We start from the raw sequence: 23,244 nt of genomic DNA on the forward strand, positions 1-23,244 counted from the left end.
GGGGAGGTTCCTGTGTAGTGATCATTGAAAGGGATAAACCGCGCCCAGCCGCAGCAGGGTGGTCAGTTCATCCAGTGCCGTACAGCTTTCGCGCAGCAGCTGCGGGTCGGCGAGGTCCGCTTCGCCGAGGCGATCACGGTAGTGCCGGTGCACCCACGCCACCAACTGGCGGTACAGCGTCGCGGTCATCATAACGCCTTGGTTCATCGCTGCCATCTCTTGCGCGTTCAGCTCGACCCGCAGGCGCAAACAGGCCGGCCCGCCGCCGTTGCGCATGCTTTGCCGCAGGTCGACCACGCGCACCTCGGCAATCGGCCCGCCAGCGGCCAGCAACGCCTGCAACCAAGCCCACACCTGGGCGTGCTCGCGGCACTCGCGTGGCACCAGCAAGAGCATCCCTCCGGCGCCGCGGCTAAGCAGTTGGCTGTTGAACAGGTAGCTGCCCACCGCCGCCTCCACCGGCAGCTCGCTGCGCGGTACCTCGATGGGTTGCAGGCAACCGCCACGGGCGGCGAGTTTTTCCGCCAGTTCCGCCAGCACCCGCGGGCTGTCGAGAAAGGCATCCTGGTGGTAGAACAGCACCTGCTCATGGCCCACGGCAATCACATCGTTGTGAAACACGCCCTGGTCGATCACGTGGGGGTTCTGCTGGGCGAACACCACCCCGGCGGCGCTGAGCCCGTGCAGCCGCGCCACCGCTTGCGAGGCTTCGAGGGTTTGCCGCGCTGGGTAACGTTGCGGCGTGGGCCCTTGGCCGGAAAACGCACTGCGGCCGTACACGAACAGCTCAACCCCTGGGCTGCCGGCGGCGCGGCACAGCCGGGTATGGTTGGCCGCGCCTTCGTCGCCGAACTGCGCCACCGGTGGCAGCGCCGGGTGGTGGGCAAAGTGCTGCGGGGCGCCGAACATCGCCGCCAGCACGCGGCCGGTGGTGGGGTGTTCGAGGCTGCGATGAAACGCGCAGTTGAGGTTGGCCGGGGTGAAGTGCACACGGCCGTCGCCGCTGTCGGCGCTGGGGGTCACGGTGGCTGCATTGGCCACCCACATGCTCGAGGCCGAGCTGCTCGCGGCCAGCAGCGGCATGGCCTGGCGCGCGGCCTCGGCCAGCACCTCGGCGTCGCTGCCGGTAAAACCCAGCCGGCGCAGGCTGGCGAGGTCCGGGCGCAGTTGGGGCGGCAACACGCCCTGGGGGTAGCCCAGGTCGAACAGCAGCTTCATCTTCGCCAGCCCTTGCAGCGCCGCCTCCCGCGGGTTGGCCAGCAAGTGGCCGTTGCGCTGCGAGGCGACGTTGCCCTGGGCCAGCCCACCGTAGTTGTGCGTGGGGCCTACCAAACCGTCAAAGTTGACTTCGATCGCACCCATGGCATGGCTCCGGCCTAAGCGGTAACGCAGGTTCAGTACGGCGGCGGCTTCAGGTGGCGTTGGCCCTGCGCGCGTCGGCGGCCAGCGGTACGGCGCGCACCTGGTCGCCGGCGTAGAGGTCCAGGCGGCGGGCGGTGGCCGGGTCGACCACCAGCGTACCCGCCGCCAACCGCGCCGGCGCGACGATGATCCGCGCGCCTTCGCAGAGGCGGTTGTGAATCAGGAACGGCTCGGCCTCGTCGCCGGCGGTGCCGGTGGCGAGGATCAGCACCTGGCTGTCGCGCACCGCGCGGATGCGCGCGGTTTCGCATTCCACCGCCGGGCCGGCGTCGAAAATATCCACATAGCCCTGGTAGCTGAAGCCTTCGGCCTGCAGCATGGTCATCGCCGGCTCGGTGTTCGGGTGCACCCGGGCGATCACCTTGCGCGCTGCGTCAGACAAAAAACAGGTGTACAGCGGAAACTTGGGCATCAGCTCGGCAATGAAGCCGCGGTTACCCACCCCGGTCAGATAGTCGGCCTGGCTGAACTCCATCTTGAAAAAGTGCCGGCCCAGGCTCTCCCAGAACGGCGAGCGGCCGTTTTCATCGAGCATGCCGCGCATCTCGGCCATCACCTTGCGGCCAAACAGCTCGGGGAACTGCGCCATGAACAGCAGCCGCGCCTTGGCCAGCAGGCGGCCGTTCAGGCCGGTGCGGTGGTCTTCACGCAAAAACAGCGAGCACAGCTCGGAGTTGCCGGTGAGGTCGTTGGCCAGGAACAGCGTGGGGATTTCGCGGTACACGTCGAGCTCACGCGAGGCGCTCACGGTGAGGCCCACGCGGTAGTTGTACCAAGGCTCGCGCTGGCCCACCGCGGCGATGATGCCGCTGGTGCCGACCAGCTCACCGGCGTCGGTTTCCATCACGAACAGGTAGTCGGCATCGGCCCGCGAGGCTTCGCCGCGGAAGGTCCGCTCGGCGGCGGCCACGCGCTGCGCCAGGCGCTCTTCGCTGTTGGGCAGGGTGGTCAGGCCGGCGCCGGTATTGCGGGCCAGGTCAAGCAACGCGGGCAGGTCAGTGCCGCGTACAGGGCGAACGATCATGCTTTCTCCTCGAGCGCGCCAACGGCGGGCTTCACACGGCCACCAGGCGCAGGTTGTCGCCCTCGCCCACTTTCAATGCCGCGGCCAGCGCCGGGGCCAGCACCAGCGGCTGGCCCGGGGCCCAATCCAGCTCGGCGACGGTGGCGCGGTAGTCTTGCAACTGCCCGTTGCTCAACAGCCACGGCCGCCCGCCACTGCTGGCGGCACTGCTGACCTGCAACGGGGCCACCTGGCTCTGGGCGATCGAACGGATGCTCGACACCCGCGCGTGCAAGGTCGGGCCACCGTCGAACACATCGATGTAATGGTCGGTTTCAAAGCCTTCGCGCATCAGGATGTCGAAGGTGATCTGCGCGCGCGGGTGTACCTGGCCCATCGCCTCTTGGGCGGCGTCGGGCAGCAACGGCACGTAGATCGGGTAATGGGGCATCAGCTCCGCCAGGAAGGTGCGGCTTTTCAGCCCGCACAAGCGTTCGGCCTCGGCGTAGTTGACGTTGAAGAAGTTGCGGCCGATCGCATCCCAGAACGGTGAGTCGCCGTTCTCGTCGCTGTAGCCGACGATTTCGGTTACCACCGACTCGGCGAAACGCTCGGGGTGGGCGGCCATGAACAACAGCCGCGCGCGCGAGTTGAGCTCTGACCACGGGCTGCGCACCAACTCCGGGACCACATAGAAGCTGGTCAGCAGGCTGTTGCCGGTAAGGTCATGGCACTGCGACAGCACGTGGATCTTGTTGTGGATTTTCAGCTCGCGCGAGGCGTGCACGAAGGTTTCGTTGCGAAAGCTGTAGAACGGCTCGGAGTACCCCGCCGAGGCGACGATCGCCGAGCAGCCGAGCAGGCGGCCCGCGGCGAGGTCTTCGAGCACAAAAAAGTAGCTTTCTTCGCCGTTGAAGATCACTTCGGCGGCGAACGACGCCTCGGAGGCGGCAATCTTGTCACTGAGCCGGCCCGCGTCATCGGGCAGCGAGGTGACACCGATCGGGCTGTCGGCGGCCAACCGCTGCACTTCGCTCAGGTCGGCCATTTGCGCAGGGCGCATCACCAGCATGGTGCCACTCCTTGAAAACTCGTGAAGCCGGGCGCCCTCGCGAACGCCCGGGGGCCCGCCTCAGGCGCCGGTCAGCTCGGCGACCACGCGCTCGAAGCGGTCCAGGCCTTCGTCGATGTCGGCTTTGTCGATCACCAGGCTCGGGGCAAAACGCACCACGTCGGGGCCGGCCTGGAGGATCATCAGGTCGTGTTTTTCCGCGGCGTCGAAGAACGCTTTGGCCTTGCCCTTCCAGGCCTCGCTGAGCACGCAGCCGATCAACAGGCCCATGCCACGCACCTGGCTGAACACGCCATAACGCTCGCCGATGGCGCGCAGGCGGCTCATGAACTGCGCCGAGCGCGCTTGCACGCCTTGCAGCACCTCAGGGGTGTTGACCACGTCGACCACCGCCTCGGCCACCGCGCAGGCCAGCGGGTTACCGCCGTAGGTAGTGCCGTGCACGCCCACACTGAAGTGCTTGGCGAGTTCCTCGCGGGTGAGCATGGCACCGATCGGGAAGCCGCCGCCCAGGCTCTTGGCGCTGGAGAGAATATCCGGGGTCACGCCGTAGTTCATGTAGGCGAACAACTGGCCGGTACGGCCCATGCCGCTTTGCACTTCATCGAACACCAGCAGGGCGTTGTGTTGGTCGCACAGCGCGCGGGCGCCTTCGAGGTAGGCCTGGTCGGCCGGCAGCACGCCGCCCTCGCCCTGGATCGGCTCGAGCACCACGGCGCAGGTTTTGTCGGAAATCGCCGCTTTCAACGCTTCGAGGTCGTTGTAGGGGATGTGGGTGATGCCTTCGATTTTCGGGCCGAAACCATCGGAATACTTCGCCTGCCCGCCCACGCTCACGGTGAACAGGGTGCGCCCGTGGAAGCTGTTCAGCGCGGCGATGATTTCGTTTTTCTCGGGGCCGAATTTGTCATGGGCCACACGGCGCGCCAGCTTGAAGGCAGCTTCGTTGGCTTCGGCGCCGGAGTTGCAGAAGAACGCCCGGTCGGCAAAGGTGGCCGCAACCAGCTTCTTGGCCAGGCGCAAGGTGGGCTCGTTGGTGAACACGTTCGACACGTGCCACACCTTGTGCGCCTGCTCGGTGAGGGCCTTGACCAGCACCGGGTGGGCATGGCCCAGCACGTTCACGGCGATGCCGCCGGAGAAGTCGATCAGTTCTCGGCCCGCCTGGTCCCAGACGCGCGACCCCGCGCCTCGCACGGGGATGAACCCGGCCGGGGCGTACGTGGGGACCACTACCTGGTCGTAATCGGTGCGTTGCACCGCAGCGTGCTCAACGGACATCAGCGTCTCCTGAAGCAAAGCGCCAGCCAGGGTGGCCGGCCTTGGGGGATTGTAGGGGCTGCCTGGGCCGTGACCTTGCCGCCAGGCGACAACTTGTTACAGCCTGCACCCGCCGCCCGGCGATTGTGTCAACCAAGCGACATAAACCTTCGTGAATGCGTAGTTTAAACGTTGCGGCGGCGGTTTTGAATCACCCGATCAGGGCGCCATCCGCGCGGCAACCTCGCGCCAACGCAGCGGGCCTGAACGGCAGCTGAAGGGCCACGCTAAAGCCCGCTGCATGGCTTGACGGCACCTGGCCATTACCGATGTAATCTGGGTGCCTAATTACAATTAACACTGACACTGAAGGTTGCGCGATGCCGCATCAGCCCCCCTGCCCGGCCCGTGAACGCCCTGCCACGCTGTGGCGCCAGGTGGCCTGCCACATGCTGCGCCACCGCTGGGCCGAAGTGGCCCGGGTGTATGACGGCGAGCTGATCGCGCTCACCCAGCGGTGTTCACGCTGCGGCGCCGAACGGCGGCAGATGAGTTACCAGTAACCCCTAGCCCAACACCACGTGCGGCAGGAAGCGGCTGGTGTCCTTGGTGATCAGGCTGTCGTCTTCACGGATGCCAATCCCGGCCGGTACGTCCCCCACCACCCAACTGCCCACCAGGGTGTAGCTGCCGCCAAAACGCGGCAGCGGCGAGAACGCCTGCAGAATATACGGCGCGTCGGTGTAGGGCCCTTCTTCCATGACCAACTCCCCACTGGGGGTACGCAGTTCGATGTTCGCCCCTTCGCGGGAGAAGAACGGCTTGCGTACCCAGCCGTTCGGCACGGCTTGGCTGGGGGCTGGGTCGAACACGGCAGGCAACAGGTTGGGGTGGCCGGTGTGCCACTGCCACAGCAGCGGCAACAGGCCCTTGTTGCTGACGATGGCCTTCCAGGCCGGCTCGACGAACTGGGTACCGGAGCCCGCCACCGCCTGGCCAAACGGCTCGAGGAAGATGTGCTCCCAGGCGTGCAGCTTGAACAGCCGCTCGATGCGCCGGCCTTGCAGGTCAACGAACTGGCCGGCGGGGTTCAGGCCGATGTCTTGCACGTCGATGTGGCGGCTTTCAATGCCGGCATGGCCGGCCATGCGCCGCAGGAAGTCGGTTGTGCCGCGGTCTTCGACCGAGCCGGCGATGGCGCTGAAGTAGAACACCGGCGTGGCCGGGAAGGTGCCGAAGGCGCGCACCAGGTCTTCGGCCAGGGTGTTGAACTGGTTCGCCTGGGCCGGCAACGCGCCGCGGGCGATCTGCTGTTCGAGCCAGAGCAACTGCACCGAACCGGCCTCGAGCAGCGAGGTGGGCGTGTCGTAGTTGGCCTCGAGCAACTTGGCCGGGCCGTTGCCGTGGTAGGCGAAATCGAAGCGACCATAGAGGTGAGGCTGGCCTTGCTTCCAACTGCTTCTGACCATGTCGAAGAACGCCGGCGGGATCGCCAAGCCCGCCAGCAAGGCCTCGCTGTCGACCACCCGGGCCACGGCGTCGAGGCACATCTCGTGCAGTTCACGGGTAGGTGCTTCGAGGTCGCCGGTGACCTGCGCCTCGGTGAACTGGTAGTACGCCCGCTCGTCCCAGTAGTGCTCGCCGCCAATTGTGTGGAAGGCAAAGCCCTCCGCTTCGACGGTGGCCTGCCAGCCTGGGCGCTCGGCGATCTCGACTCTTTGCATGCTTAACCGCCGGCGCTGAAGCCGCCGCTTTTGCTGCTCCAGCCACTGCGCGCGGTGGCCTGGCTGCCAAAGCCGCCGCGGGAGATGGTCGAGCCTACGCTCGAACCGCTGCCCAGGCTTTTCGCCAGGGTACTTTGAGTGTACTGGCCGCCGCCGGCACGGGCCTGGGTGGAACGGCCGAAGGTTTTGCCGTTTTCCATCTGCGACGGCAAGGTGGCGCTGCCATAGCCACCCTGGCGGTTGCGCGTGTCGTAGATGGGCTGGGAGTAGTAGCTGGGGCGGTTGCCGCTGAGCAGGTTGCCGATCAGCAGCCCGGTCAGGAAGCCATTGCCGCCATCGCCCTGGCCGCGTGCCTGCTCGGCCTGCTCACGGGGCACTTCACCGGCCATGGCCAGCTCAAAGCCACCCAGCCGTGGCGTGAACTGCCCGTTGGAGGTGGCCTGGCAGTAGCCTTCGACGAAGTCCGCGTCGCAAGCGGCCTGGTCATCGTAGGTGGGGGCGATGCGCTTGTGGTCGGCCAGCGCCGCCATGTAGGCGTCTGAACACACATCTACCGGGAACTTGGCGTCGGCGCATTCCTGCACCGTCTTGAAGTTCTGCCGGGCGGTGACGTTCACCGTGTCGGGCTGGTTGCAGCCGGCCAAGGCCAGCGGCAAGGCGCCAGCCAACACCAGCGTCACGGAACTGCGGGTTCTCATGGGGTTCTCCTTGCCCGGGCTCAGGCCGATGGCGTCATGCAGGCCGAATTGAGCAGGCCCACGCTGATGGCCACCGCCGCCGAATAGATGGCCGCGGCCATCTCGCCCCGGGCGATGCGCGCCGAAAGGTTTTTCAGCACCAGGCTGGTACCGGCGAAGGCCAGCAACTGCACCACCGCGGCGATCAGCACCCACACCACGAAATCCAGCACGCTGACGCTGTAGGCGATGATGTTGCTGGCCGGCAGCGCGAAGCCCACCAGCGAGCCGGCCAGGGCGACCGCGGCGGCGGTATTGCCCTCGCGGATCAGCTCGAACTCCTTGTGCGGCGTGAGGCGGGTGTAGATGAACTGGAACAGCGCGAACAGCAGCACCGCCACCACGATGTAGATGATGAAACCAGACACGGCCGTGGCGTTGAGCGACAGGGCGAGCGCAGCGAGCATGGGGATGTCCTTGTCAGAGTACCTTGATGTCAGGAAGGTGCAGGCTGACCCCGACCGCGGTGGTCAGGGTCACGTTGCCGGCTTCGTCTTCCTCGACCGAAAACAGCAGGAATTCACGGCGGTTGACCAGGCCGATCTCCCGGGCATAGAGCATGCTCAGGTGTTCGACCCGGTAACTGCCTTCGGGGCTGGCGACACACTCCTCGAACGGCACGAACTCGGCCTGCCCTGCCTCGGTGCCCCACTGGCGCTCGAACACCTCGCCGTCGTGCTCGATCGTGGGCAGGCCCACCCGCGCGCCCGGGCCGGCCAGGCGTAGCAGTTCGGCCTTGCTGGTGACTGGGGTGGCGGCGAAGTAGCCGAACAGGATCACCTCTTCGATGTCGTCGCTGCCAGGGCCGTTCATCAGCACCTGGAGGAAGTAGTCTTCGTCGTCGAGGTAATACCGGCGCATGCGCATCGCCTGGCCGAGGTCGATCAGGCCGCAGGCCCAGATTTTTTCGTCGCCCGGCAGTTGCACATGGGAGTGGCCATCGAGCAGCAGCTTGAGTGAGGGGTCGAGGCAGAGCATGCGGCCCTGCCCCAATTCCAGCGGCGCGGCGGCGGGTGCCGCGGTGCGCGGCGCCGAAGCCGAGGGCAGCGGCGCCTCCAGGCCCATCCAGCGTTTGATCACACCCATGTGCACACTCCCTTATTGCGGTGGGTTCTGCCGCGCCTTCAGGCGCGCGAGCACGTCGGCACCACCGGCCTGGCTGGCGCCGATGCCGGCCTCGCGCAGGCGTTTTTCGAGGTCACCGCCGTTGGCGGCATTGGCCAGCTCTTCGGCCGCTTCCAGCTTGGCGTCGCGTTCGTCCTGGCGTTGCTTGATGCGGGCCAGGGAGTCTACCGCGGTTTCGAGCTTGCCGCTGGCGCCGCCGGTGGCCGCGGCGGTGGCCACGCGGGCCTGCTGCACGGTTTCACGGGCCTTGGCCATTTCAACTTGCTGCTTCAGGCCCTTGATCTGCGCGTCGGCCTTGGTGACCTGGGCGTGCAAGGCGTCGACCTGCTTGCCGAACTGTTCGGCCAGGACCTTCTCCTGGTCACGCTGGCCTTCGATTTCAGCCACCTTGTTGGCGCACTCGCCGGCCAGGGCCTCTTCGCCCTTGCCCAGCGCGGCCAGGGCCTTGCCTTCCCAGTTGGCGATGTCGGCGTCGTAGCCGGCCAGGCGCTGCTGCGACAGCTTGTGCTTGGCCTTGATCTCGACCAGGCCGTTGCGCGCCTTGAGCACGGCGGCTTCGGCGTCGCGTTGCTCCTGCTCGAGAATGCGAATGGCGTTGGCGTCGACGATGGCTTCGCCGACTTCCGATGCGCCGCCACGGATGGCGGTTACGACTTTTTTCCAGATGCTCATCGTGTTGGCTCCAGGTTATGCGGTGAAGTGATCTTCGAAGGCCTCGACGGCCCGCACCATGTTCTCGGCCAGGGTGTTCACCTCATGGACGATCACGGTCAGGCTCGACGCGGCGCTGAGGGCGCCGAACATGCAGTAGATTTCAGTGCCATCGACCTGCTCGATGCCCACCGACGACAGCGGGAAGAGGTCACGGCTGCGCAGCACGGCGTCGTTGAAGGCGGCGCGATCCTTGATTTTGCCCGCTTCGATCAACGAGGCATCGACCAGCACCTGCTCGCCGGCGACGGCGATGTACACCGGCATGTCGCCGTAGTCGCGCAGCTTGATCTCGATGCTGGGCTGCTCGCCGGGCAGCAACTGCAGGGCGAATTCACCGGAGGTGGCCAGGTCAAGCTCGGCCAGGGCGGTGAACAGGCTGTTGGTGGTCCAATTGCTGAGTTGCGTCATGTAGTCCTCCAGTTTGACCTTGGTGCCCAAAAATGGCTGGCGCAGCGCCTTTTCAATCCCTCTGAGCGCGGCGACGTTTTCCGGCAACACCCAGAATTCGCGCTTGACCAGCCCGGCATCACGCAGGCGCTCGCGCATTTGCCGCACGTAGTCGGCAGAGGTTTTGGGCGTACCGGCCGGGTTGGCCGTGGTGGGTTTGCGCGGCATCGCCGTGCTCCATAGACCTTACATGTAAGAAAATCTACGCCCAATGCGGGCGGCCCGCAACGGCTTACATGTAAGAATATGCAACAGGGAAAGACAGCCTCGTGACAACGCCGCTCAGCCGCGCTCGGCGGGCACCGAGGCCAGCTCGAAGGGGTTGCCGCCGCGGCGCTGGTTGCGGTCTTCGCGCGGGGTGGCACCGAAGAAGTTACGGTAGGCGCTGGAGAAGTGCGGCCCCGAGGAGAACCCGCACGACAACCCGATCTGAATGATCGACTTGCTGGTTTGCAGCAGCATTTGCCGCGCCTTGTTCAGCCGCAGCTCAAGGTAATACTGGCTGGGCACGCGGTTCAGGTACTGCTTGAAGATCCGCTCGAGCTGGCGCCGCGACACGCACACATGCTGGGCGATTTCGTCGGTGGTCAGGGGTTCTTCGATGTTCGCTTCCATCAGCAGCACGGCCTGGGTGAGCTTGGGGTGGCTCGAGCCCAGGCGGTTCTGCAACGGGATGCGCTGGCGCTCGCCGCCCTCGCGGATACGCTCGACCACCAGTTCTTCGCTGACCGCCCCGGCCAGCTCGGCGCCGTGGTCACGGGCGAGCATGGCCAGCATCAGGTCGAGCACCGCCACCCCGCCACAGGCGGTGAGGCGGTCGCGGTCGCAATCGAACAGGTGGCTGGTGGCGATCACCTTCGGGTAGCGCTCGGAGAAGTCGTCTTGCCAGCGCCAGTGCACCGCGGCGCGGTAGCCGTCGAGCAGGCCCAGTTGCGCCAGCGGGTAGATACCGGCAGACAACCCGCCCATCACGCAGCCGCCGCGGGCCAGTTGCTTGAGCGCCATGCCCAGCGCCGAGGGCAACGCCTGGGGCGCTTCGTCAGCCACCAGGAACAACCGCTGGCAGCGCTCGAGGCGGCCCTGCCAGGGTTCGCCGGGCACCACCACGCCATCGGCGACGTCGGCCTGCAGCATCAGCGCCTCGTAGCTCACCTCTGGGTGGACCTTGCACGCAACCTCGAGCGCCTCTTCGGCCAGGGCCAGGGTCAGTGGCCTGGTACCGGGCCAGATTAGAAAACCGATTCGCTGGGGCGTCATGGGGGCGGTCACGCTCGCAAGGCTGAAGGCAATTACTTAAGACTACCGGATAGAAACTGGCGCAGGCGATCGGATTGCGGGTTCGCCAGCACTTCGCGGGGGTTGCCCTGCTCTTCGATCAAGCCCTGGTGGAGAAACACCACCTGGTTCGACACCTCGCGGGCAAAGCCGATTTCGTGGGTGACCACCAGCATGGTACGGCCTTCGGCGGCCAGCGCCTGCATCACTTTGAGCACATCGCCGACCAGTTCCGGGTCGAGCGCCGAGGTGGGCTCGTCGAACAGCATCACCTCCGGCTCCATCGCCAGCGCCCGGGCGATCGCCACGCGCTGTTGCTCACCGCCCGACAGGTGCCCCGGAAAGGCACCGGCGCGATGGGCCACGCCGACCTTGGCCAGGTAATGCTCGGCGCGCTCGCGGGCCTCGGCCTTGCGCAGGCCGAGCACGTGGGTGGGCGCTTCCATCACGTTCTCCAGGGCGGTCATGTGCGCCCACAGGTTGAAGTGCTGGAACACCATCGCCAGCCGTGCGCGCATGCGCTGCAGTTGGCGGGGGTCGGCGGCGCGCAGGGCGCCGTCCTTGCCGGGCACCAGGGCGAGGGTTTCATCGCCCAGGGTGATGCTCCCGGCATGGGGTTGCTCGAGCAGGTTGATGCAGCGCAGCAGGGTGCTTTTTCCCGAACCGCTGGAGCCGATCAGGCTGATGACATCACCGGCCTGGGCCGCCAGCGAAACGCCCTTGAGCACCTCGTTGGCGCCGTAGCGCTTGTGCAGGCCCTGCACGTGAAGCTTGTACATAGCAAATTCTCAACTTAAGGCTCAGTCGCTGAGCAAACGGCCCTGGCGGATCGGATCGGCGCCGGCCACCTTGGCCAGCCACACGCCCGGCTGGGCGTAACGCACACGCTCGATGGCGTAGAGCACACCGCTGATGCCCGAACGCACCACGCTCACCTGCCCGGCAAGTGGGTCGACCACCTCGAACAGTGGCTCGTCACGCTCGATGCGCTCACCGGGCTGGCGCAGGAAACTCACCACCCCAGGGTGCGGAGGGTACAGCAGTTGCGTGCCTTCGAACGGCAGCCCTTCACAGGGCGCCTGGGCCGCGGGCGGGAAGTCGCCGGCGATCAGCCCCTGTTCGGCGAGGAAGGCCAGGATGCCCGCAGCATGGGCCTGGGCCTGGGCCGGGGTGGTGTCGGCCTGGCCACCCAGCTCGAGGGTGGTCGCCAGGCACGCCAGCGGCACGTGCTCGAAGCGCCGCGCCAGGCGCAGCCAAGGCAGCGAGCAGGCTTCATCGAAGCTGCTGCCGCCGGAATCCTCGGCCAGCAGGCCCACAGCCATGCCCAGGTGCGCGGCCAGCGAGCGCCATTGCGGCCAGTGTTGCGGCAGCGCGTACATGTGCAGCGCGGCGTCGGCGTCGCAGTGCAGGTCGAGCACCACGTCGGCGTCGCAGGCATGGCTGAGCAACAGCCGTTGCAAGCCCTGCAGGGCGTTGGCCGCGGCGGGCAGCTCGGCCAGCGCCTGGCGCATGGCCTGGCGGATCAACTGCACGTTGGCGTGCGGGTCGTCGCCCAGTTGCCCGGCCAGCGCAGCGGCCACCGGCTCGCTGAGCTCGAAGAAATCGCGGTTGAAGTTGCGCCCGCTGGCCAGCTCGAAACGGCCCTGGTGCAGGCCCTGGAGCATCTGCCCCAGGCCCAGCGGGTTGGCCACCGGCACCAGCTCGATCACCCCCAGCAGGCGGCCGGCGCGCTCCAGCGCTTCGAGTTGCTGGCGCAGTTCCCAGGCGGTGCGCATGCCGGGCAGTTCATCGGCGTGCAGGCTGGCCTGCAGGTAAGCCTTGCGCTCGCCGCTGCCAAAGCGCAGCACGCTCAGGGTGTGGGTGCAGCCCAGCGGGCTCCAGGGTAATGGATGGTCGATGCGTTGCATGGTTCAGCCCTTACGCGGTGCGAGGTACGCCAACCACCGGCGCTCGGCCAGGCGGAACAGGCGCACCAGGATGAACGTCAGCACGAGGTAGAACGCCCCGGCGGTGACGTAGGCTTCGAATGGCAAATAATACTGTGCGTTCACCGCGCGCGCTGCCCCGGTGAGGTCCAGCAGCGTGACGATCGAGGCCAGGCTGGTGGTTTGCAGCATCATGATCACTTCGTTGCTGTATTGCGGCAAGGCGCGGCGCAGCGCCGACGGTAACAGGATGCGCCGGTACATCAATGGCGCCGACATGCCCATGGCCCGCGCCGCGTCGATTTCCCCAGGCGGGGTGGCGCGCAGGCTGCCGGCGATGATCTCGGCGGTGTAGGCGCTGGTGTTCAGGGTAAAGGCCAGGCACGCGCAAAAGGTCGCGCTGGCCAGCCACGGCCACAGCAGGCTTTCGCGCACCACGGCGAACTGCGCCAGCCCGTAGTAGATCAAAAACAGCTGCACCAGCATCGGCGTGCCGCGGATCACATAGGTGTACAGCCACGCCGGCAGGCTTAGCCAACGCTTGGCCGACACCCGCGCCACCCCCAGCGGCAGCGCCAGCAACAGGCCGAACGCCAGGGAAATCACCAGCAACTTGAGGGTTTCAAGCAGGCCGGCGGCGTACAGCGGCAGGCTGCTCCAGACCACGGTGTAGTCAAAAATCACAGTTTCACCTCGCGCACACCGGCCGAGTAATGCCGCTCCAGCCACTTCAGCAGCAGCAGCGACACGCTGGTGATGGCCAGGTACAGCGCGGCCACTGCCAGGTAGAAAGTAAACGGCTGGCGGGTGGCATCGGCGGCCTGCTTGGCGCTGAACATCATGTCTTGCAGGCCCACCACCGACACCAGCGCGGTGGCCTTGGTCAGCACCAGCCAGTTGTTGGTGAAGCCGGGGATCGCCAGGCGCACCATTTGCGGCACCAGCACCCTGAAGAACACCTGGCGCGGGCGCATGCCATAGGCCAGCCCGGCTTCGGCCTGGCCGGCGGGGATGGCCAGGAAGGCGCCGCGGAAGGTTTCGGTCAGGTACGCACCGAAAATCACCCCCAGGGTGAAGATGCCGCTGGCCAGCGGGTCGAGGTCGATGTAGTCGTCGTGCCCCAGCAGCGGCGCGGCACGGTTGAGCAGGTCCTGGCCGCCGTAGAAGATCAACAGGATCAACACCAGGTCAGGGATGCCGCGCACCACCGTGGAGTACAGCTCGCCCAGCCAGGCCAGCGCGCGCACCGGCGACAGCCGCAACGCCGCGCCGAGCAGGCCGAGGGCGACCGCCAGCGCCATCGACGCCAGCGCCAGTTGCAGGGTCAGCCCTACGCCCCTGAGGATGACCTCAGCGTAACCGTTCAACATGGCCGATCACTGGCCGTAGATGTCGAAGTCGAAGTACTTGGCGTCGATCTTCTGGTAAACGCCGTTGGCGCGGATGGCATCGAGGGCGGCGTTGAGGCGCTCGAGGTTGGCGCTGTCGCCCTTGCGCACGGCAATGCCGACGCCGTCGCCGAAGTACTGCGGGTCGGTGAAGGCCGGCCCGGCGAAGGCGAAGCCCTTGCCGGCGTCGGTTTTCAGGAAGCCATCCTGCAGCAGGGTGGCATCGGCCAGGGTGCCATCGATACGCCCGGCGGCGAGGTCGAGGTAGATCTCGTTCTGCGAGCCGTACGGCACCACTTCGGCGCCCTTGGCGGCCAGCACGTCACGGGCGTAGCGCTCGTGGATGGTGCCGCGCTGCACGGCGATCTTCTTGCCGGCCAGGGCGGCCAGGTCGTCGCCCACGCTTACGCCGCTCTTCATCACCAGGCGCGCCGGGGTGTTGTAGTACTTGTGGGTAAAGTCGACGGACTTCTTGCGGTCGTCGGTGATCGACATCGACGAGAGAATCGCGTCGATCTTGCGCACTTTCAGCGCCGGGATCAGGCCGTCGAACGCTTGCTCCACCCATTGGCACTTGACCTTCATCTGCTCGCACAGGGCGTTGCCGATGTCGTAGTCAAAGCCCTGCAGGCTGCCGTCCGGCGCCTTCGAGGCGAACGGTGGGTAGGCCGCTTCGATACCAATGCGCAGGGGTTTTTCATCGGCAATGGCGTGCAGCGGCAACGCGAACAGCGCCAGGGCGCCCAGCAGTGCGAGCTTTTTCATGGGTGGGGGTAACTCCAGGGAACGGGCAGTGTGCGGCCAAGCGGCCGGCGAAAGGCGCGCATTCTAGCGGGGGGTGGGGGTGGGGTCTAGCGGGTGGGGGTGTGGGGCGACGGGGGGCCGGGTGTGGCTTGCCCTTCGCCTGGCATCCCACAGGTGTCGCAACGTGGAAGGCCGGCTGTGCCGTAATGCTGTTCACTTAAGCCATTGCAGGGCTTCATGAAGGGGATCTGTGAGCTCTGCGGATTTTGTGCATGAGCTTGAGGGCCCTTCGCCCGGCACAGCCGGCCTCCCACCAGATTTGTGTAAGCCATTGATTTACGAGGCAACACAGAACCTGTGGGAGGCCGTGGTCCGGCACTCCGGCTGTGCCGGGCGAAGGGCCTGTAAGCCTTACGCGGAAGCCTTGTTCATCTGCCGATGGGTTTCGATCAGGTGCTGCACCACGCCCGGGTCGGCCAAGGTCGAAATGTCACCCAATGCGTCGTACTCGGCGGTGGCGATCTTGCGCAGGATGCGCCGCATGATCTTGCCCGAGCGGGTTTTCGGCAGCCCCGGGGCCCACTGGATCACGTCCGGCGAGGCGATCGGGCCGATCTCTTTGCGCACCCAGTTCTTCAGCTCCATGCGCAGCGCCTCGCTGGGCTCTTCGCCGCCGTTGAGGGTCACGTACACATAGATGCCCTGGCCCTTGAGGTCGTGGGGCACGCCCACCACCGCGGCTTCGGCGACCTTCGGGTGGGCGACCATCGCGCTTTCGATCTCGGCGGTGCCCATGCGGTGGCCCGACACGTTGAGCACGTCGTCGACCCTGCCGGTGATCCAGTAGTAGCCGTCTTCATCGCGGCGCGCGCCGTCGCCGGTGAAGTACATGCCGCGGAAGGTCTTGAAGTAGGTGTCGACAAAGCGGTCGTGGTCGCCATACAGCGAACGCGACTGCCCCGGCCAGGAGTCGAGGATCACCAGGTTGCCCTCGGCGGCGCCTTCGATGATGTTCCCGAGGTTGTCGACCAGCCCCGGCACTACGCCGAAAAACGGCTTGGTCGCCGAGCCCGGCTTGAGCGCGGTGGCGCCCGGCAGGGGGCTGATGAGGATGCCGCCGGTTTCGGTCTGCCACCAGGTGTCGACGATCGGGCAGCGCTCCTGGCCCACGGTCTTGTGGTACCAGCCCCAGGCCTCGGGGTTGATCGGCTCGCCCACCGAGCCGAGCAGGCGCAGGCTCGAACCGTCGGCGCCTTCGACCGCGGCGGTGCCTTCGGCCATCATCGCGCGCACGGCGGTGGGCGCGGTGTAGAGGATGTTCACCTTGTGCTTGTCGACCACCTTGGCCACCCGGGTGATGTCCGGGTAGTTGGGAATGCCTTCGAACAGCACGGTGGTGGCGCCGTTGGCCAGCGGCCCGTAAACGATATAACTGTGACCGGTGACCCAGCCGACGTCGGCGGTGCACCAGTACACTTCGCCCGGGCGGTAGTCGAACACCCGCTCGTGGGTCAGCGCGGCATACAACAGGTAGCCGCCGGTGGTGTGCAGCACGCCCTTAGGCTTGCCGGTAGAGCCGGAGGTGTAGAGGATGAACAGCGCCTCTTCGGCGCCCATTTCCTTCGGCGCGCAGGTGCTGGAGGCCACTTCGAGCAGGGCGTGGTACCAGATGTCGCGGTGGCGGTTCCACTCGATGTCGCCACCGGTGCGGCGGCACACGATCACCTGCTGCACGCTGGCGGTTTCAGGGTTGGTCAGGGCCTTGTCGACGTTGGCCTTGAGCGGGATCTTCTTGCCGCCGCGCACGCCTTCGTCGGCGGTAATCACCACCTTCGACTTGCAATCGATGATGCGCCCGGCCAGGGCCTCGGGTGAGAACCCACCGAACACCACCGAGTGGATGGCGCCAATCCGCGCACAGGCGAGCATGGCCACCACCGCCTGGGGGATCATCGGCATGTAGATGGTCACCACATCGCCACGGTGCACGTCCTGGCCACGCAGGGCGTTGGCGAACTTGCACACTTCTTCGTGCAGTTCACGGTAGGTGATGTGCTTGCTGTCCTCGGGGTTGTCGCCTTCCCAGATGATCGCGGTCTGGTCGCCACGCTCGGCCAGGTGGCGGTCGAGGCAGTTGTAGGCCACGTTCAGGGTGCCGTCGGCAAACCATTTGATGTCGACGCGGTGGTCGTCGAACGAGGTTTCCTTGACCTTGGTGAAGGGCTTGATCCAGTCGAGCCGCTGGGCCTGCTCGCGCCAGAAGCCATCGGGGTTGATCACCGACTGTTGATACAGCGCCTTGTAGGCCGCTTCGTCGGTCAGGGTGTTCTTCGCCACCTCGGGAGGCACGGGGTACAGGGAGGCCGCACTCATCATTACTTACCTCGGGCAATCATTGTTCTTGTATGGCCCCCGTTGTAGCGGAGTTTGCTGCCCGCGGGCCATTCGACGATGGTCTTACGATCACCCAGAGGATAGACCAGTTCCCCTTGCGCCGCCGCCCGCGCAGCCCACATGGATTGTTACAAACCGAGGCAAACTGTTTATCAAAAGTATTTCTGTGCGGCGTATTTAGCGAGGCATAAACTTCGCCTCGCCAACCGGCAATCTACACCTGAGCAACAACTTCTTACTTGCAAACACACTTCGCGCGCCCCTACCCGGCGGCCGCGAGCGCGGCTGCCTGCCTATCCGGCGCGGCGGCCAACTGACCAACGAGAGGCGTAAACATGAAAGTTGCACTGTGGGCGTTCGCATTCTGTGGCCTGAGCAGCGTGGCCCTGGCGGATCAACCCTCGGCTGAACCGGCGGTAGAGCATTACCACTACGGCATGGCACTCGACATCGCCCAAGTGGTGGCCCGCGACAAGGTACCGGCGGTGTGCGCGGTGGTGCCGGTGCGCATGACCTACCTCGACTCGCAACAACAGCGCCACGTGCTGGAGTACCTGGTGATGGGCGACGGCTGCGGCAACGGTTAAGGCCCACGCGCACAGCCATTAAACAAAGTACCCAAGCCTCAAACTTAATTATTCCTGAAGCCGCGCCGGCCGTTATTAACGCGCTCAGCCGGCGCCCAACTTTCCAGCGAACATAAAGAGCAACTTCTGTTTTACACGGTACTCCGTTATTCGATCATTCAACGGCTCAAAAGGCCCGTCGCCCTCCCCTGCTGGGGGGGCGACGGGCCTTTTGAGCGTAATAAGCTAGAGTTAGGAGTAACCCACGCCGTACAGGGGGAGCCCCATGAACACCACTCTCGGCAGCCCGCCGGCCTACGTCGCCCGCCCGCCAGATGCCCACGGCTACGTGGCCTACAGCGACGAAGAACACCGCGTGTGGCACACCCTGTTCAGCCGCCAGCGCCAACTTCTGCCCGGGCGCGCCTGCCAGGCTTACCTCGACGGCATCGAGCAATTGCGCCTGCCCGCCAATGAAATCCCCCAGTTGCCGGCCATCAACCGCGTGCTGCGCGCGGCCACCGGCTGGCAGGTGGTGCCCGTGCCGGCGTTGATCCCGTTCCAGACCTTCTTCGAATTGCTGGCCAGCCAGCGCTTTCCCGCGGCCACCTTCATCCGCCGCCGCGAGGCCCTGGACTACCTGCAAGAGCCAGACATCTTCCACGAGCTGTTCGGCCATTGCCCGCTGCTGGCGAACCCTGCCTTCGCTGCCTTCACCCACACCTATGGCCAGTTGGGCCTGGCCGCCAGCCCGGCGCAGCGGGTGTACCTCGCCCGCCTGTACTGGATGACGGTCGAGTTCGGCCTGGTGCAGACCGAAGCCGGGCTGCGCATCTACGGTGGCGGTATCCTCTCGTCACCGAAGGAAACCCTTCACGCGCTCAGCGATGCGCCGCGCCAACTGCCCTTCGACCCCGTGGAGGCGATGCGCACGCCGTACCGGATCGACATCCTGCAACCGCTGTATTTTGTGCTGCCTGATATGCAGCGCCTGCATACCCTGGCCCGCGAAGACCTGCTCGGCCATGCCGCCGAGGCCCAGCGCCTGGGCCTGCACGCGCCGCTGTTCTCGCCCAAACCCACCCCTGCTGGCCTGGAGGCCCCATGACCGACCTGCACCACGCCCACTGCGAAGCCTGCGATGCCGGCGCCCAGCCGCTGACCGACGCCGGCGCTGCGGCGCTGCTCGAACACCTGCCACAGTGGCGCATCGAAAGCCCCGAGGGCATACCCCGGCTGGTGCGCAGCTACCCGTTCAAGAACTTCCGCCTGGCGCTGGCCTTCAGCAACGCGGTGGGCGCTGCCGCCGAAGCCGAGGGCCACCACCCGGCGCTGTTGACCGAATGGGGCAAGGTCACGGTGAGCTGGTGGAGCCATTCCCTGGGCGGCCTGCACCGCAATGACTTCGTCATGGCCGCGCGCACCGACGCGCTGGCCGCCAACGCCTGAGCTAAACCGGCCCACACAAGCGCGGCACAGGCGGCTATCATAGCCGCCTGCGTTCGTGCCACCTTGTGGATACCCCCATGCCTGAGCATTCCCCTTCATCACTGGCCATCACCGGGCGAGTGGTGTCGATCGTCCTGTTTACCTTCATCGGCTACCTCAACATCGGCATTCCCCTGGCCGTGCTGCCCGGCTTTGTGCACACCACCTTGGGCTACGGCGCGGTGCTGGCGGGCCTGGTGATCAGCGTGCAGTACCTGGCCACGTTGGTCAGCCGGCCCTACGCGAGCAAGATCATCGACAACCTGGGCAGCAAGAAGGCCGTGATTTTCGGCCTTTATGGCTGCGCCGCCAGCGGCGTGTTCATGTTGCTGGCGGCCTTGCTGTGGCAGTTCCCGGCGTTCAGCCTGGGCTGCCTGTTCATTGGCCGGGTGGTGCTGGGCACCGCCGAAAGCCTGGTGGGCTCCGGCTCGATCGGCTGGGGCATTGGCCGGGTGGGCGCGGCGCACACCGCCAAGGTGATCTCCTGGAATGGCATCGCCAGCTATGGCGCGCTGGCCATCGGCGCGCCGTTGGGGGTGGTGCTGGCCGGGCACCTGGGCCTGTGGAGCATGGGCGCGAGCATTTTGCTGATTTCCAGCGCCGGCGTGGCCCTGGCCTGGAAGCGCACGCCCGCGCCGATCGTCAGCGGCGAGCGGCTGCCGTTCATCCATGTGCTGGGCAAGGTGTTGCCCCATGGCATGGGGCTGGCGCTGGGCGGCATTGGTTTTGGCAGCATCGCCACCTTCATCACCCTGTACTTCGGCACCCAGCAATGGAGCAACCCGGCGCTGTGCCTGTCGCTGTTCGGGGGCAGTTTCATCTGCGCGCGGCTGCTGTTCGGCAACATGATCAACCGCCTGGGCGGGTTTCGCGTGGCGATTGCCTGCCTGACCGTCGAAACCTTCGGCCTGCTGCTGTTGTGGCTGGCGCCCACGGTGGAATGGGCGATGGCCGGCGCGGCCCTCACCGGGTTCGGCTTCTCGCTGGTGTTCCCGGCCATTGGCGTGGAGGCGGTGAACTTGGTGCCGGCCGCCAGCCGTGGCGCGGCGGTGGGCGCCTATTCGCTGTTCATCGACCTGTCACTGGGCCTGACCGGCCCGCTGGCGGGGGCGGTGGCGGCGCACTTTGGCTTTGGCTCGATTTTCCTGTTCGCGGCCGTGATGGCGGCGCTGGGGCTGGGGTTGTGCGTGTGGCTGTACCGCCAGGCCAAACCGCGCCATGAAGAAGTGCGGTTGTAGGGCCCATCGCCCGGCACAGCCGGAGTGCCGGACCACGGCCTCCCACCAGATTTGTGTGATCCTTGATTTCCGGGACAATACACACCCGTGGGAGGCCGGCTGTGCCGGGCGATGGGCCAGTCAGGTCATGCGCTTGATAAAACCGCCGGGAGAGATCAGGGCTTTTTAACCTCGACTTAGCGCTCTGATTGCTTAAGTGAACAGCATTACGGCACAGCCGGGCGGGGGGCTGATGAGCCTAGCCCTTAAAAATCAACCTTGCCGCGCCCCGCCTTGATCCCGGCACGGCGGCTTTTGCCGTCGAGGCGGCGGGCCTTGGAGGCTTTGGTCGGTTTGGTCGCGCGGCGCGCCTTCTGCACCGCGGTGGCGGCGAGAATCAGTTCGCGCAGGCGCTCGAGGGCGTCCTGCAGGTTTTTGTCCTGGGTGCGAAACTGCTGCGCCTTGATCACCACCACGCCGTCTTCGGTGATGCGGCTGTCGCGGTGCGCCAGCAGGCGTTCCTTGTAGAACGGCGGCAGGCTCGAGGCGTGGATGTCGAAGCGCAGATGCACCGCGCTCGACACCTTGTTCACGTTCTGCCCACCGGCCCCCTGGGCGCGGATCGCCGACCATTGCAGTTCATGGTCGGCAAGGCTTACCAGGTTGGATATCTGCAGCATCAGGGGCGTGGCTTGCGCTTGCCGCGTACGTCGCTCGGGCGTTCGGCAACCTGCGAACCGCGCGGCTTGGGCGCCGGCTTGCGGGCCGCTTTACCCTCGGCGGCCGGCTTGGCCGGGCGCTCGGCGCGGGCGTCGCCGTCGTGGGCCGGGCGCAGTTGGCGCACGCGCTCGCCACGGCCCAACGGGCGCGAGGCCTTGCGTTGCAGGCGCTCGAGCTTTTCCTTGTCCTTGCCGCTCTGGGCCGGCAGGGCCACCGGCTTGAGGCCTACTTCAGCGGCGAGGATGTCGATTTCGCCCTGGCTCATTTCGCGCCAGCGGCCCATCGGCAGGTCGGAGTTGAGGAACACCGGGCCGAAGCGCACGCGCTTCAGGCGGCTGACCACCAGGCCCTGGGATTCCCACAGGCGGCGTACTTCGCGGTTACGGCCTTCCATCACCACGCAGTGGTACCAGTGGTTGAAACCGTCGCCACCAGGGGCCTGCTTGATGTCAGTGAACTTCGCCGGGCCGTCTTCGAGCACCACGCCGGCCTTGAGCCGCTCGAGCATCTCGTCGGTGACCTCACCGCGCACGCGCACGGCGTATTCGCGGTCCATCTCGTAGGAAGGGTGCATCAGCCGGTTGGCCAGTTCACCGTCGGTGGTGAACATCAGCAGCCCGGTGGTGTTGATGTCCAGCCGGCCGACGTTGATCCAGCGGCCTTCGCGCGGGCGCGGCAGGCGATCGAACACGGTCGGGCGGCCTTCAGGGTCGTCACGGGTGCAGATTTCGCCGTCGGGCTTGTTGTACATGACCACGCGGCGCACGTTTTCCGTGGTTTTTTCGCGTTTGATCAGTTGGCCGTCAACGCTGATGGCATCGAGCGAATCGACGCGCTGGCCAAGGGTGGCGACCACGCCGTTGACCTTGATGCGGCCTTCGCTGATCCAGGCTTCGACGTCGCGGCGCGAGCCCACGCCAATGCGTGCCAGGACCTTTTGCAGTTTTTCGCCCGCGGGCGGGATGACAGCGCTGTTGTCGTCAGGGTGTTGTTCAGTCATGCCGAGGCACCTCCCGGTGTAGTGGATGAGAAGAAAGGGGGCGGAAGATACACGGGTAGTGGGGATTTTGCACGGGGGAAGTGATGGGGGGTAGAAGCAGGGGGAAGGGGCAAGCGACAAGCGGCAAGTAAAAGCGCCGCCGCCCAGTCTTGCAGCTTGGCGCTGGAATCTTGGTCCTGCTGCGCTCAGTCTGGCAGCTTGTCGCTGGAATCTTGGTCCTGCTCTTCCTGCTCTTCCTGCTCTTCCTGCTCTTCCTGCTCTTCCTGCTCTTCCTGCTCTTCCACCCAATCCGTAAACGAGGTCTTGAGCCCCTGCTCCATGGCATCGAGCTCCAGCAACAGGCTGCGAAAGCTCGCTTGCTCGCGGCCTTCGGCGGGCGCTTCGCCCACTTCTTCGCCCTCCAGCGCCAGGCTGGCGTCGGCCAGGGCCTGCAGGTGCGCCGGCACCGGTGCGTCTTCGTCGTCGATCGGCGGCTCTTCCGGCTCCAGCTCACGCAGCTCGGCCAGGGTGGGCAGTTCGTCGAGGTTCTTCAGGTTGAAGTGGTCGAGGAACGCCTTGGTGGTGGCGAACATCGCCGGCCGCCCAGGCACGTCGCGGTAGCCGACCACGCGGATCCACTCGCGCTCCACCAGGGTACGCACAATGTTGCTGTTCACCGCCACGCCGCGCACGTCTTCGATTTCACCGCGGGTGATGGGCTGGCGGTAGGCGACCAGCGCCAGGGTTTCGAGCAAGGCGCGGGAGTAGCGCTGGGGGCGTTCTTCCCACAGCCGGCCGACCCAGGGGGCGAATTTTTCGCGGATCTGCAAGCGGTAACCAGAGGCCACCTCGGCCAGCTCGAAGGCACGGTTGTCGCAACTTTTGCGCAGGTGCTCCAACGCCTTTTTGAACACCGCCGGGGCCGGCCGCTCGGCTTCGTCGAACAGCTCGTAAAAGCGTTCCAAGGATTGCGGTTTGCCAGAGGCCAGCATAAAGGCTTCGAGCAGGCTGGCCAGCTCGCGCGCATCGTTCAGGTTCATCGGG

General features: G+C 66.2%; 25 protein-coding genes. 5 read left to right on the plus strand and 20 right to left on the minus strand.

Going from position 1 to position 23,244, the window contains the following annotated elements:
* Positions 1 to 21: 21 nt before the first annotated feature.
* From astB to ACFZCE_RS11165, 4 genes are read right to left on the minus strand one after another with little or no spacing between them, the layout of a single operon-like run.
* Positions 22 to 1,362: an N-succinylarginine dihydrolase gene (gene astB, locus ACFZCE_RS11150; RefSeq protein ID WP_390938865.1), complete on the minus strand. Its 1,341-nt coding sequence runs from the start codon at positions 1,360 to 1,362 to the stop codon at positions 22 to 24.
* A 49-nt stretch (positions 1,363 to 1,411) separates the two neighbouring features.
* The gene (astA, locus tag ACFZCE_RS11155; RefSeq protein WP_390938867.1) at positions 1,412 to 2,446 is read right to left on the minus strand and encodes an arginine N-succinyltransferase; all 1,035 of its coding nucleotides are present in this window, start codon (positions 2,444 to 2,446) and stop codon (positions 1,412 to 1,414) included.
* A 31-nt stretch (positions 2,447 to 2,477) separates the two neighbouring features.
* Positions 2,478 to 3,497 carry an arginine/ornithine succinyltransferase subunit alpha gene (gene aruF, locus ACFZCE_RS11160; RefSeq protein WP_390938869.1) on the minus strand — a complete coding sequence of 340 codons (1,020 nt, stop codon included), beginning with the start codon at positions 3,495 to 3,497 and terminating at the stop codon, positions 2,478 to 2,480.
* 60 nt (positions 3,498 to 3,557) lie between these two features.
* A complete protein-coding gene (locus ACFZCE_RS11165; RefSeq protein WP_390938871.1) occupies positions 3,558 to 4,778 on the minus strand; it encodes an acetylornithine/succinyldiaminopimelate transaminase in 1,221 nt (406 codons plus the stop codon).
* A gap of 359 nt (positions 4,779 to 5,137) precedes the next feature.
* Between ACFZCE_RS11165 and ACFZCE_RS11170 the strand changes: the two genes are divergently transcribed.
* The gene (locus ACFZCE_RS11170; protein ID WP_390938873.1) at positions 5,138 to 5,320 is read left to right on the plus strand and encodes a hypothetical protein; all 183 of its coding nucleotides are present in this window, start codon (positions 5,138 to 5,140) and stop codon (positions 5,318 to 5,320) included.
* Between the two features lie 3 nt (positions 5,321 to 5,323).
* Here ACFZCE_RS11170 and ACFZCE_RS11175 read toward each other — a convergent pair whose 3' ends face one another.
* The 13 genes from ACFZCE_RS11175 to acs all read right to left on the minus strand — a co-directional run bounded on the left by ACFZCE_RS11175 (position 5,324) and on the right by acs (position 17,209).
* Positions 5,324 to 6,481, minus strand: coding sequence for a glutathionylspermidine synthase family protein (locus ACFZCE_RS11175; protein ID WP_390938875.1), 1,158 nt, complete (start codon positions 6,479 to 6,481; stop codon positions 5,324 to 5,326).
* Positions 6,482 to 6,483: 2 nt separating this feature from the next.
* Positions 6,484 to 7,179 (minus strand): DUF1190 domain-containing protein, encoded by a 696-nt coding sequence (locus ACFZCE_RS11180; RefSeq protein WP_390938877.1) that lies wholly within the window; start codon positions 7,177 to 7,179, stop codon positions 6,484 to 6,486.
* A 20-nt stretch (positions 7,180 to 7,199) separates the two neighbouring features.
* Complete coding sequence (locus ACFZCE_RS11185; protein WP_390938879.1) at positions 7,200 to 7,625, minus strand: DUF350 domain-containing protein; 426 nt, start codon at positions 7,623 to 7,625, stop codon at positions 7,200 to 7,202.
* Positions 7,626 to 7,638: 13 nt separating this feature from the next.
* Positions 7,639 to 8,304, minus strand: a complete 666-nt coding sequence (locus ACFZCE_RS11190) for a DUF2491 family protein (protein WP_390938881.1) — start codon at positions 8,302 to 8,304, stop codon at positions 7,639 to 7,641.
* A gap of 12 nt (positions 8,305 to 8,316) precedes the next feature.
* Positions 8,317 to 9,015: a PspA/IM30 family protein gene (locus tag ACFZCE_RS11195; protein WP_390938883.1), complete on the minus strand. Its 699-nt coding sequence runs from the start codon at positions 9,013 to 9,015 to the stop codon at positions 8,317 to 8,319.
* Between the two features lie 15 nt (positions 9,016 to 9,030).
* Complete coding sequence (locus ACFZCE_RS11200) at positions 9,031 to 9,672, minus strand: DUF2170 family protein (protein WP_390938885.1); 642 nt, start codon at positions 9,670 to 9,672, stop codon at positions 9,031 to 9,033.
* A 114-nt stretch (positions 9,673 to 9,786) separates the two neighbouring features.
* Positions 9,787 to 10,761 (minus strand): transcriptional regulator ArgR, encoded by a 975-nt coding sequence (gene argR, locus ACFZCE_RS11205; RefSeq protein ID WP_390938887.1) that lies wholly within the window; start codon positions 10,759 to 10,761, stop codon positions 9,787 to 9,789.
* Between the two features lie 32 nt (positions 10,762 to 10,793).
* Complete coding sequence (locus ACFZCE_RS11210; protein WP_390938889.1) at positions 10,794 to 11,558, minus strand: ATP-binding cassette domain-containing protein; 765 nt, start codon at positions 11,556 to 11,558, stop codon at positions 10,794 to 10,796.
* Between the two features lie 21 nt (positions 11,559 to 11,579).
* Positions 11,580 to 12,686 carry a succinylglutamate desuccinylase/aspartoacylase family protein gene (locus ACFZCE_RS11215; RefSeq protein WP_390938891.1) on the minus strand — a complete coding sequence of 369 codons (1,107 nt, stop codon included), beginning with the start codon at positions 12,684 to 12,686 and terminating at the stop codon, positions 11,580 to 11,582.
* A gap of 3 nt (positions 12,687 to 12,689) precedes the next feature.
* Entirely contained in the window at positions 12,690 to 13,388 is a 699-nt protein-coding gene (locus ACFZCE_RS11220; RefSeq protein ID WP_390938893.1) for an ABC transporter permease subunit, read from the minus strand.
* A complete protein-coding gene (locus ACFZCE_RS11225; RefSeq protein WP_390938895.1) occupies positions 13,385 to 14,074 on the minus strand; it encodes an ABC transporter permease subunit in 690 nt (229 codons plus the stop codon). The genes ACFZCE_RS11220 and ACFZCE_RS11225 overlap by 4 nt, the downstream gene beginning before the upstream one ends.
* A gap of 6 nt (positions 14,075 to 14,080) precedes the next feature.
* The gene (locus ACFZCE_RS11230; protein WP_390938897.1) at positions 14,081 to 14,857 is read right to left on the minus strand and encodes a lysine/arginine/ornithine ABC transporter substrate-binding protein; all 777 of its coding nucleotides are present in this window, start codon (positions 14,855 to 14,857) and stop codon (positions 14,081 to 14,083) included.
* A gap of 390 nt (positions 14,858 to 15,247) precedes the next feature.
* Entirely contained in the window at positions 15,248 to 17,209 is a 1,962-nt protein-coding gene (acs, locus tag ACFZCE_RS11235) for an acetate--CoA ligase (protein ID WP_390938899.1), read from the minus strand.
* A 356-nt stretch (positions 17,210 to 17,565) separates the two neighbouring features.
* On the opposite strand from acs, the gene ACFZCE_RS11240 reads away from it, so the two are divergent.
* The 4 genes from ACFZCE_RS11240 (at position 17,566) to ACFZCE_RS11255 (ending at position 20,522) form a co-directional block, all read left to right on the plus strand.
* A complete protein-coding gene (locus tag ACFZCE_RS11240; protein ID WP_390938901.1) occupies positions 17,566 to 17,817 on the plus strand; it encodes a DUF2790 domain-containing protein in 252 nt (83 codons plus the stop codon).
* A gap of 265 nt (positions 17,818 to 18,082) precedes the next feature.
* On the plus strand, positions 18,083 to 18,904 hold the full coding sequence (gene phhA / locus ACFZCE_RS11245) for a phenylalanine 4-monooxygenase (RefSeq protein WP_390938903.1): 822 nt from the start codon (positions 18,083 to 18,085) through the stop codon (positions 18,902 to 18,904).
* A complete protein-coding gene (locus tag ACFZCE_RS11250) occupies positions 18,901 to 19,245 on the plus strand; it encodes a 4a-hydroxytetrahydrobiopterin dehydratase (RefSeq protein WP_390938905.1) in 345 nt (114 codons plus the stop codon). The genes phhA and ACFZCE_RS11250 overlap by 4 nt, the downstream gene beginning before the upstream one ends.
* 77 nt (positions 19,246 to 19,322) lie before the next feature.
* Positions 19,323 to 20,522 (plus strand): MFS transporter, encoded by a 1,200-nt coding sequence (locus ACFZCE_RS11255; protein ID WP_390938907.1) that lies wholly within the window; start codon positions 19,323 to 19,325, stop codon positions 20,520 to 20,522.
* A 245-nt stretch (positions 20,523 to 20,767) separates the two neighbouring features.
* Here the strand turns inward: ACFZCE_RS11255 and arfB are convergent, their stop codons facing one another.
* The 3 genes from arfB to scpB all read right to left on the minus strand — a co-directional run bounded on the left by arfB (position 20,768) and on the right by scpB (position 23,240).
* Positions 20,768 to 21,181 carry an alternative ribosome rescue aminoacyl-tRNA hydrolase ArfB gene (gene arfB / locus ACFZCE_RS11260; RefSeq protein ID WP_390938909.1) on the minus strand — a complete coding sequence of 138 codons (414 nt, stop codon included), beginning with the start codon at positions 21,179 to 21,181 and terminating at the stop codon, positions 20,768 to 20,770.
* The gene (rluB, locus tag ACFZCE_RS11265; RefSeq protein ID WP_390938910.1) at positions 21,181 to 22,221 is read right to left on the minus strand and encodes a 23S rRNA pseudouridine(2605) synthase RluB; all 1,041 of its coding nucleotides are present in this window, start codon (positions 22,219 to 22,221) and stop codon (positions 21,181 to 21,183) included. The genes arfB and rluB overlap by 1 nt, the downstream gene beginning before the upstream one ends.
* 185 nt (positions 22,222 to 22,406) lie before the next feature.
* Positions 22,407 to 23,240, minus strand: coding sequence for an SMC-Scp complex subunit ScpB (scpB, locus tag ACFZCE_RS11270; protein WP_390938911.1), 834 nt, complete (start codon positions 23,238 to 23,240; stop codon positions 22,407 to 22,409).
* Between the last annotated feature and the right edge of the window lie 4 nt (positions 23,241 to 23,244).

This window comes from Pseudomonas sp. NPDC007930, from assembly GCF_042958985.1.
Taxonomy (GTDB): Bacteria; Pseudomonadota; Gammaproteobacteria; order Pseudomonadales; family Pseudomonadaceae; genus Aquipseudomonas.

Coding starts and splice junctions, on each gene's coding strand:
- ACFZCE_RS11200 (WP_390938885.1), bottom strand. CDS start 9,672: ATGCCGCGCAAACCCACCACGGCCAACCCGGCCGGTACGCCCAAAACC.
- ACFZCE_RS11225 (WP_390938895.1), bottom strand. CDS start 14,074: ATGTTGAACGGTTACGCTGAGGTCATCCTCAGGGGCGTAGGGCTGACC.
- ACFZCE_RS11250 (WP_390938905.1), top strand. CDS start 18,901: ATGACCGACCTGCACCACGCCCACTGCGAAGCCTGCGATGCCGGCGCC.
- ACFZCE_RS11255 (WP_390938907.1), top strand. CDS start 19,323: ATGCCTGAGCATTCCCCTTCATCACTGGCCATCACCGGGCGAGTGGTG.
- ACFZCE_RS11240 (WP_390938901.1), top strand. CDS start 17,566: ATGAAAGTTGCACTGTGGGCGTTCGCATTCTGTGGCCTGAGCAGCGTG.
- astA (WP_390938867.1), bottom strand. CDS start 2,446: ATGATCGTTCGCCCTGTACGCGGCACTGACCTGCCCGCGTTGCTTGAC.
- scpB (WP_390938911.1), bottom strand. CDS start 23,240: ATGAACCTGAACGATGCGCGCGAGCTGGCCAGCCTGCTCGAAGCCTTT.
- aruF (WP_390938869.1), bottom strand. CDS start 3,497: ATGCTGGTGATGCGCCCTGCGCAAATGGCCGACCTGAGCGAAGTGCAG.
- ACFZCE_RS11165 (WP_390938871.1), bottom strand. CDS start 4,778: ATGTCCGTTGAGCACGCTGCGGTGCAACGCACCGATTACGACCAGGTA.
- ACFZCE_RS11180 (WP_390938877.1), bottom strand. CDS start 7,179: ATGAGAACCCGCAGTTCCGTGACGCTGGTGTTGGCTGGCGCCTTGCCG.
- astB (WP_390938865.1), bottom strand. CDS start 1,362: ATGGGTGCGATCGAAGTCAACTTTGACGGTTTGGTAGGCCCCACGCAC.
- ACFZCE_RS11185 (WP_390938879.1), bottom strand. CDS start 7,625: ATGCTCGCTGCGCTCGCCCTGTCGCTCAACGCCACGGCCGTGTCTGGT.
- ACFZCE_RS11175 (WP_390938875.1), bottom strand. CDS start 6,481: ATGCAAAGAGTCGAGATCGCCGAGCGCCCAGGCTGGCAGGCCACCGTC.
- phhA (WP_390938903.1), top strand. CDS start 18,083: ATGAACACCACTCTCGGCAGCCCGCCGGCCTACGTCGCCCGCCCGCCA.
- ACFZCE_RS11230 (WP_390938897.1), bottom strand. CDS start 14,857: ATGAAAAAGCTCGCACTGCTGGGCGCCCTGGCGCTGTTCGCGTTGCCG.
- ACFZCE_RS11195 (WP_390938883.1), bottom strand. CDS start 9,015: ATGAGCATCTGGAAAAAAGTCGTAACCGCCATCCGTGGCGGCGCATCG.
- ACFZCE_RS11210 (WP_390938889.1), bottom strand. CDS start 11,558: ATGTACAAGCTTCACGTGCAGGGCCTGCACAAGCGCTACGGCGCCAAC.
- rluB (WP_390938910.1), bottom strand. CDS start 22,221: ATGACTGAACAACACCCTGACGACAACAGCGCTGTCATCCCGCCCGCG.
- ACFZCE_RS11215 (WP_390938891.1), bottom strand. CDS start 12,686: ATGCAACGCATCGACCATCCATTACCCTGGAGCCCGCTGGGCTGCACC.
- acs (WP_390938899.1), bottom strand. CDS start 17,209: ATGAGTGCGGCCTCCCTGTACCCCGTGCCTCCCGAGGTGGCGAAGAAC.
- ACFZCE_RS11170 (WP_390938873.1), top strand. CDS start 5,138: ATGCCGCATCAGCCCCCCTGCCCGGCCCGTGAACGCCCTGCCACGCTG.
- arfB (WP_390938909.1), bottom strand. CDS start 21,181: ATGCTGCAGATATCCAACCTGGTAAGCCTTGCCGACCATGAACTGCAA.
- argR (WP_390938887.1), bottom strand. CDS start 10,761: ATGACGCCCCAGCGAATCGGTTTTCTAATCTGGCCCGGTACCAGGCCA.
- ACFZCE_RS11190 (WP_390938881.1), bottom strand. CDS start 8,304: ATGGGTGTGATCAAACGCTGGATGGGCCTGGAGGCGCCGCTGCCCTCG.